Origin of the sequence: Paenibacillus solani, from assembly GCF_001277345.1 — a bacterium.
Taxonomy (GTDB): Bacteria; Bacillota; Bacilli; order Paenibacillales; family Paenibacillaceae; genus Paenibacillus_AQ; species Paenibacillus_AQ solani.
The window spans coordinates 2,996,104-3,003,348 of sequence record NZ_LIUT01000001.1 but is presented as its reverse complement, the minus strand read 5'-3'; the positions used below and the strand labels follow the sequence as shown (position 1 = coordinate 3,003,348).

11 protein-coding genes are annotated in these 7,245 nt (G+C 47.1%); 9 read left to right on the top strand and 2 right to left on the bottom strand.

Annotated elements, in window-relative coordinates:
• Nucleotides 1-285: 285 nt before the first annotated feature.
• From AM231_RS13585 to AM231_RS13555, 7 genes are all read left to right on the top strand, one after another.
• Nucleotides 286-909 (top strand): TraX family protein, encoded by a 624-nt coding sequence (locus AM231_RS13585; RefSeq protein ID WP_054403649.1) that lies wholly within the window; start codon nucleotides 286-288, stop codon nucleotides 907-909.
• Nucleotides 910-959: 50 nt separating this feature from the next.
• On the top strand, nucleotides 960-1,391 hold the full coding sequence (locus AM231_RS13580) for a hypothetical protein (RefSeq protein WP_054402998.1): 432 nt from the start codon (nucleotides 960-962) through the stop codon (nucleotides 1,389-1,391).
• Nucleotides 1,392-1,460: 69 nt separating this feature from the next.
• The gene (locus AM231_RS13575) at nucleotides 1,461-2,036 is read left to right on the top strand and encodes a macro domain-containing protein (protein ID WP_053492576.1); all 576 of its coding nucleotides are present in this window, start codon (nucleotides 1,461-1,463) and stop codon (nucleotides 2,034-2,036) included.
• A 93-nt stretch (nucleotides 2,037-2,129) separates the two neighbouring features.
• On the top strand, nucleotides 2,130-2,846 hold the full coding sequence (rpiA, locus tag AM231_RS13570; protein ID WP_054402997.1) for a ribose-5-phosphate isomerase RpiA: 717 nt from the start codon (nucleotides 2,130-2,132) through the stop codon (nucleotides 2,844-2,846).
• Nucleotides 2,847-2,895: 49 nt separating this feature from the next.
• Complete coding sequence (locus AM231_RS13565) at nucleotides 2,896-3,345, top strand: MarR family winged helix-turn-helix transcriptional regulator (RefSeq protein ID WP_054402996.1); 450 nt, start codon at nucleotides 2,896-2,898, stop codon at nucleotides 3,343-3,345.
• 29 nt (nucleotides 3,346-3,374) lie between these two features.
• On the top strand, nucleotides 3,375-3,806 hold the full coding sequence (locus AM231_RS13560; protein WP_054402995.1) for a GNAT family N-acetyltransferase: 432 nt from the start codon (nucleotides 3,375-3,377) through the stop codon (nucleotides 3,804-3,806).
• 126 nt (nucleotides 3,807-3,932) lie between these two features.
• Nucleotides 3,933-4,568, top strand: a complete 636-nt coding sequence (locus tag AM231_RS13555; RefSeq protein ID WP_054402994.1) for a GDSL-type esterase/lipase family protein — start codon at nucleotides 3,933-3,935, stop codon at nucleotides 4,566-4,568.
• 74 nt (nucleotides 4,569-4,642) lie between these two features.
• Here AM231_RS13555 and AM231_RS13550 read toward each other — a convergent pair whose 3' ends face one another.
• A complete protein-coding gene (locus AM231_RS13550; protein ID WP_054402993.1) occupies nucleotides 4,643-5,320 on the bottom strand; it encodes a tetratricopeptide repeat protein in 678 nt (225 codons plus the stop codon).
• A 142-nt stretch (nucleotides 5,321-5,462) separates the two neighbouring features.
• Between AM231_RS13550 and AM231_RS13545 the strand changes: the two genes are divergently transcribed.
• Complete coding sequence (locus AM231_RS13545; RefSeq protein WP_054402992.1) at nucleotides 5,463-5,717, top strand: helix-turn-helix domain-containing protein; 255 nt, start codon at nucleotides 5,463-5,465, stop codon at nucleotides 5,715-5,717.
• Between the two features lie 213 nt (nucleotides 5,718-5,930).
• Nucleotides 5,931-6,038 carry a sporulation protein YjcZ gene (locus AM231_RS28170; RefSeq protein ID WP_082341629.1) on the top strand — a complete coding sequence of 36 codons (108 nt, stop codon included), beginning with the start codon at nucleotides 5,931-5,933 and terminating at the stop codon, nucleotides 6,036-6,038.
• A 129-nt stretch (nucleotides 6,039-6,167) separates the two neighbouring features.
• Here AM231_RS28170 and AM231_RS29960 read toward each other — a convergent pair whose 3' ends face one another.
• The gene (locus tag AM231_RS29960; protein ID WP_242615142.1) at nucleotides 6,168-7,244 is read right to left on the bottom strand and encodes a copper amine oxidase N-terminal domain-containing protein; all 1,077 of its coding nucleotides are present in this window, start codon (nucleotides 7,242-7,244) and stop codon (nucleotides 6,168-6,170) included.
• Nucleotide 7,245 lies beyond the last annotated feature (1 nt).

The window sequence follows — 7,245 nt, the reverse complement described above, 5'->3', positions numbered from 1 at the left end:
GTCTTGATAACCCGAGGGGATATGGAATACTGATGATTTTGTTTTTAAGTCTGTCTACTTGACAGGGGGCACTTCAAGGAAGGATCGGGTGGTCGATTCGTTGTTATATGGACTACAAGTTTGCTACTTCTATTAATCGTTATTCCATAAGTGCATAGATACGAGAGCGGAGAGCATACTTCCCGCCGTTATCTGTGCTTGCAAGTCCCTAACTTGCGACCCATAATAGAAATGGTGATTGGAATACATAATGAATGAACGCCCAAGTGCGAGGAGGTGGTTATCATACAATGGATCGCCATGCTGACGATGCTGATAGATCATGTGGGGCTTGTATTTTTTCCGCATCAGGAGACTTGGCGAATCATCGGCCGCATTTCCTTTCCAATCTACGCTTATGCGCTGGTCCAGGGACATCACTATACCTCATCGAGAACCAGGTATATCATTCGTCTGGCCATAATTGGGGCGATATCCCAAATTCCTTATCAGCTTGCGCTGCATATTAACGGGTTTAATGTAGTGGTCACCCTGGTCGCGGGAGCATTGGTTTTGTACATACTGGAACGTTCAGACTCCCGGCTGTTATCCTGGATGGTGGTCGTTGCAGCGTGTGCCTTGATGAGTGAATTTCCATTTGATTACGGTGCTTACGGCTTGCTGCTAATCTTGATATTCCGCTACGCTAAAGCAAGTTGGCTCATTGTGCTTCATATCATTCTCAATCTGGTGTTCTGGTTCCTGAATAACTGGGAACTGCAGATATGGAGTGTGATTCCGACAGCTGTGATTGCGTATGGTCCTCAGGTATGGAGTAAATTGGAATCCGTTCGGGTAAGCCGCTGGATCTGGCGTTCATTCTATCCTCTTCATTTAGCGATCATTGCTATACTGCGTGTGCTTATGTAGGGAAAGGAACATCAAGTGAATGCCCTGATTAATTACGAGGAGAGACATATATGTTAAATATCGCTATTGCCGTCAGTGTCATTTTGTTTGTGGCGGCAGGTTACATCGCATTCATGAACTCCAGAATCATCGCGAATCAAAAGCGGGAAGCATACATTCCTCTTCCTGCTTCGGAATATACCGTTTATATGACACCTCAATTCTCCGAAGAGGACAAGAGGTCGCTAATACCCATTGGTGTCATGGAGTTTCGTGACCGGCAGGAGCCGATGAAAGTTTATCTATGCCGTGTCAAGAATGCTTCCGAAGATTTGAAGCTGGAGCAGGCCGGCAATGTGTTCTTGCTCCATTTGAAGAAGGCAAGGGATAACGGCACGTTGATGTTCTATCGTACAGTGGAGGAAGCGCTTCTAGGCCCTGAGGAGCGGAGCTTAACGGACCGGCTCTCAGCTGCAGCGAAGAAAAAACCCGGAGCAGAATAGATAAACAGGGTCAACCCGCCCACTTTCGGGGTAATGAAGAAATAAAAGACCGAAAGGAGATTTTCCGAAATGAAAACTTATACAATCGGAAGGACATCGGTCTCCGTCTTTTTAGGCGATATTACGACATGGACGGGCGACATTATCGTCAATGCTGCAAATTCGGGACTGCTGGGTGGAAAGGGCGTTGATGGCGCGATTCACAGCGCAGGAGGACCGGAGATCATGGAACAATGTATGGAAATTCGCAAGGAGCAAGGGGGATGCCCCCCAGGCAACGCCGTGATTACCGGGGCGGGCCAGCTGCCAGCTAAGCATATCATTCACACCGTAGGTCCCATCTGGGAGGGCGGCGGACGACGTGAAGAGCATACGCTGGCAGAATGCTACCGGAACAGTCTCCTGCTTGCAATGAAGGTGGGGGCAAGAAGCATCGCCTTTCCTAATATAAGCACAGGAATCTATGAGTATCCTAAAGGCCCCGCTTGTGATGTTGCTCTAAAAGCAGTTACGAATCTGCTGGAGGAAGATCTGCCGGACAATCGTCTGGAACGAATTGAATTTATATGTTTTACTCCTGAGAATGAAGAGCTCTATGTTCAGTGGCTTGAGCAATTTACACAGGAGAAGGAAGCTCATATATAATTAGATTCAGGGGCGCCGCTTTGCGCCCTTGTTGTTTGCAGTCAGTTATTTACATATAGCATCTGATTCAGCATAACGAAGGAGCGGGTCCCTATGGTGAGTGAATACAATATGAAGAAAATAGCTGCCGAGCATGCAACCAAGTATGTACAGGCTGGAATGAAGATCGGGCTGGGCACGGGCTCTACCGCTTATTATGCTATTCTCAAAATCGGCGAGATGGTTAGAGACGGTCTCTCGATCCAGGCTGTGGCTACCTCTGAGGCTTCAGAGAAGCTTGCTGTAGAACAAGGAATCCCACTGATTCCTCTGCGGGAAGTTGATCGTTTGGATCTCACGATTGACGGCGCTGATGAGCTGGATGACCAGCTGCGACTGATCAAGGGAGGAGGGGGAGCGCTCCTCCGCGAGAAAATAACGGCCTTCCATAGTGAACGGCTTGTAATAGTGGCAGATGATACGAAAACGGTAACGCAACTTGGAGCGTTTCCACTGCCGGTGGAAATTGTCCCTTTTGCTTATGAATGGACCATTCAGTCCCTGACCCAGCTTGGCTGCACAGTGCAGATCCGGCATAAGCCGGATAAAGGGTTCTATGTGACCGATAACGGGAATTATATTGCTGATTGCAAGTTTCAGCAAATCCCCCAACCTGAGGAATTGAGCTCTCGTATAGGCAGCTTGCCTGGCGTGGTGGAGCATGGTTTATTTATCGGCATGGCGGACCAGGCGATCATTGGCTGCCAGGATGGAACGGTACGGATTTTGCATTCCGGAAACTCAGTGGCAAAGAATCCATTTGACAGTTGATCCGGCGTTCATTAACCTTAATGTCATGATATCTTTCGGAGGGTGAAGTATGTCGGATATTCAAGAACATGAGGATTACCCATTACATTTGCTGGTTGTCCTTGCCAGAGCTTATAACGCTGTAATGACACATTCAAATCGAAGCATTAACAGTCACGGCTTGAATTCTACTGAGTTTGGCGTGTTGGATGTACTGTACCATAAGGGACCGCAGCCGCTTCAGAAAATAGGAGAGAAGGTGCTGATCTCAAGCGGCAATATTACTTACGTGGTGGACAAGCTTCAGAAGAAAAACCTGCTGGTTCGCAGGGCTTCCGCTGAAGACCGCCGTGTTATTTACGCTGAGCTTACAGCCGAGGGGAATGAACTCTTCGAAGCTATATTTCCAGCCCATCAGCAACGGATGGTGGAGGTACTTAACGGCTTGTCGGATGATGAGAAAGCCCAGGCGGCGAAACTGCTGCGTAAGCTGGGGATCAGTGCAGAAAAAATGTTGTAAACTTATACGAGTTCAGATTGGAGATTGTTATGTTAAAAGATATAACCAAGCAGTCGTTGCAACCCGAAGTAAAGGAACTCCTAAGCTATTCGGTTTTTCCAGATCCGGAAGCGGTGGACCGCGCGGCATCATTCTATCAGACGGGTAACGGCCGGTTGTTCGGATACGAAGAGGATGGGCTTTTGCTGGGGATCATAGGCTTCGATGTTGTTCGAAATGAGCTTATTATCAGGCATTTAGCAGTTCTTCCCGAGAACAGAGGGCTGGGTTATGGACGAGGCCTGATTTTGGAGCTGCTGCTTGAGGTTGAGCCTAAACCCGATGCAATCATCGCCGAAATCGACGAAGAAGCCGTAGACTTCTACCGCAGTATCGGCTTTGAGGTATACAGCATGGGTGAACAATATCCAGGAATTGAACGTTTCCGCTGCGTTTACGAGGTTGAGAAAGCCGGAGATTAAATAACCAGTTGAAGTATGTTAACCGTCTGTGAATGGAATTCATGATGCCATTCAAGACAATATCCCGTTTCACCATTCCAGCACGATTCATATAATGTTGTCATAATGAGTGGGGCGGGGGTGAATATGTTGGTGTACCATTATACCGCTGTCGGCGATTCCTTGACTTTCGGGCTCGGAACGATGCCCGGCAGTGGTTTTGTTCCGTTATACCGCCGGATGGCTGAAGAGAAGCTGCAGCAGTTCGTCGCCCATGAGAATTTGGGGGTTAATGGGCTAACATCGGAGGAGTTATCCGATCGGGTGGTTCGTTTGCCTGCGTATCGCTTTCATTTACAACAGGCCCATATCATTACGATGTCGATCGGAGGCAACGACTTAATCCGCGCCGTAAAGCTTGCCGAAGGCCGTCCGAGCCGGGACGTGCTGGATGCTGCATTGTATCGCTGTCAAGAGCATGTGAATCGTATCGTCGGATCCATCCGCAGAATAAAGTCTGCCGGCAGACAACTTTATTATATTCGAGCTATCGGTCTGTATAATCCATATCCGGCTTGGTCAGAGGCAACGGAATATGTCGTTCGTTTCAATAGGCACTTAATAAAATTAAGTGACGATTACTTTCGCGTGGCTGATATCTATGCTCAATTTCTTGGAAGAGAGAAGGAGTTGCTATCAGTGGATGGCTTACATCCCAATGGACGGGGGTACCGTGTAATCGCGGAACAATTACATCGGTTAGGGTACAAGCCGCTAAAATAAGCCCATAGATCATTATAAAAAGGCGTCCCATGGTCCATGACCTTGGAGGACGCCTTTTTATATGCAGCAATTCATTAATTTAAAAATAATTTCCTGAAAAAGCTTTTTACGGCCCATTTACGCTCCTGCCGCTTTTTGTACTTGGGCAGCGAGCGATATATATCCAGAGATTCTTGATACGAGGACTTCGCCTCCTCTTTTTTTCCAAGCGATTGATTCATCTGTCCCAGAAGATAGAAGGCTTCGCTGGAGGAGGATTGAATGGTGTGAAATTGCTCCAAGTATTGGAGTGCCTTTTCCCGATCCGAATCCCGAAACGTATCGGCAAGCCTAAGATAAGGACGGCCATACTTCACTCTTGGATTGATCTCCAGCGCATGGAGAATGTCAGCTTCTCCCTGAGCAATATGGCTCGTGTGCAGGCGTGCATTTCCGAGATCGTCCCAATATTCAGCGGAATCCTCTAAACTGGATTTTAACGGTTCCAGCAGTTCCAAGGCTTCACCATATTTGCGACGCTCTATAAGCAATCTTGCGAGCTCATGGCGGGATGATACATCACTTGGACTGACTGCAATCTGCCTGCGCAGCTTGGAAATATTTCGAGCCCGCCTTATCGGCTTTGCAAGACTTGGAGATACCCCGACGAAACGGCGATCCAGCACATACAAGATAAGCAGAAACACCAGGATTGCCGTGATCGGGTTGCCAAAGATATAAAACAGAAATCCAAAAATAATGAGTTTAAACAAATAGATCCCTCAATTTCCATGTAATGTTTTAGAGTGGATTATACCATAACTTGGATTTATCTGGATAGGTATCTCGGAATCGTATGCAGGTATTGAAAGTAGGCCAATGATAACCGATATAAGCTAGTAAGAGGTGATAATCGTGGCGAAAAAGGGACAGACATTCCAGCATTACAGTTACGAAACGAAAAAAAAGGCAATCGCCATGCGGCTAGAAGGAATGACGAAGAAAGAAGTTGCATCCGCCTTGCAAATATCAGATATCGGCCGGCTGAAAGTATGGATGCGCATTTATCGTGAGTTTGGTGAAGAAGGATTAGTGGATCGCCGCAGGCGAAGAATCATCACAGTTCAAGAACCCGGACGAAGCGACCAGGAATATTCCGAGCAGGCGTAGAATTTTAGCAATGACATGAAGGCATGGTGGACGATGAATCGTTCTTATCAGGCCTCTCTCATAGAACATACAGGGGCGAGGGTTTCTCCTCTCGCAGCTAATTCGTTTAACTTCTGGGCTAATTCATTATTCTTCATGCGAACAGGCGGCAGCCCAGCTCATTTGTGCGGGATCGACATAACATGTGGTATGTTCTAAAAAGGAGGGATTCATGTGAGCGGGGGAGCAGAAGGTTACGGTGGCTATGGATATGGCTCATCTGTCGGTGCTATTTTGGTATTATTCATCCTGTTGGTTATCATAACTCGCGCATTTATCTAATCCATCTTTAAGTGAACAAACCTCATGAATCAAAAAAAGTGATGACCGAACAACATGAGCAGTCAAAAACGAAAAACCGCCAAAAGAGTTTCTTTTGGCGGTTTTGTTATGGAGGAAGCGATTGACTGACTACATCATAATCAATGCAACCTTGCCGTTTACAAATGATACGATATCGAAATTCGCGTATCCCCAGGTTTCAATGGTTTTTCCGCCGCCGGTCGTAATGTCCTTGGCTGCGGGGTTCCCCCAAGACAGCTGCACCTGCTCTTTTGTCATGCCGAGGGAAACCTGGCCCGCTATAATCTGTTTCCACACGGATGCGGACCATTTATATTTTTGGTAAGGGTCGTAGGTTAACAAGGAAGAACGATCCGCAAACAGCTGCATCACTTCCGAAGACCGCATAGGATAGCTTTTCACTGTTTTTCCAGAGCTTGTTCTGAAGATCACGTTGAATTCTCCTTTGTCGTCCGGCAAAATGTCGGTTACCGTCAATTTGGAGAAGCGTTCCAAGTCTTCAAAATCATTCACCCAATATGTGCGGCCGATAAATTTAACCAAGCTGCCTTGCATCGCTTTTTTGATTAAGCCAGCCGTTTCACTAGAGACCACGGTCATGGCTGCATCTTCACCGAAAGAGATATTCGCTTGTTTCCACTTGGCATCCCAGCTGATTTTTGCATCTAGAACATCGGATAACAAGGAAGCGGGAATTAACAATTCGCCTTTTTCGTTCATCGGAGCTGCTTTTAGACGCAGTGTGCTATCATTCATCTTGGCCTGGTTGCTGCCTGCCTTGAACGTAAGCATGGTTTCTCCGAACTTGGCTTCCACGGTTCCATTTGTGACCGAATAGGTGCCACCCAGTGCCTGTATAGCGGGTTTGGCCGGCACCATGATATTCCCGTTTACTTGTTTTGCATATTTTAAATTGTTGCGGAGGCTGGACGATACCGTTAACGATTTGGACAAACCACCTGAAGTTACCGTAATCTGCGTCTTGCCAACGCCCGCAGACTTCAGTGTTCCATTCTTCTGTACGTTCATTACAAAAGGCTTCTCAATATCGATCACAGCATCTTTAACCGGGACTTTAATCTTGGCCCCGTTCGTGTATGTCTCCTGGATACTGACTTCAAGAGTATCTCCTACATAAGGCTTGGCATCAGATATTGAAACCGATAAGGCTTTAACGACAGGCACA

Excerpts from the sequence above, each read along its gene's own strand:
- AM231_RS13565 (WP_054402996.1), top strand. The coding sequence starts at position 2,896 with ATGTCGGATATTCAAGAACATGAGGATTACCCATTACATTTGCTGGTT.
- rpiA (WP_054402997.1), top strand. The coding sequence starts at position 2,130 with ATGGTGAGTGAATACAATATGAAGAAAATAGCTGCCGAGCATGCAACC.
- AM231_RS13560 (WP_054402995.1), top strand. The coding sequence starts at position 3,375 with ATGTTAAAAGATATAACCAAGCAGTCGTTGCAACCCGAAGTAAAGGAA.
- AM231_RS13575 (WP_053492576.1), top strand. The coding sequence starts at position 1,461 with ATGAAAACTTATACAATCGGAAGGACATCGGTCTCCGTCTTTTTAGGC.
- AM231_RS13555 (WP_054402994.1), top strand. The coding sequence starts at position 3,933 with ATGTTGGTGTACCATTATACCGCTGTCGGCGATTCCTTGACTTTCGGG.
- AM231_RS13580 (WP_054402998.1), top strand. The coding sequence starts at position 960 with ATGTTAAATATCGCTATTGCCGTCAGTGTCATTTTGTTTGTGGCGGCA.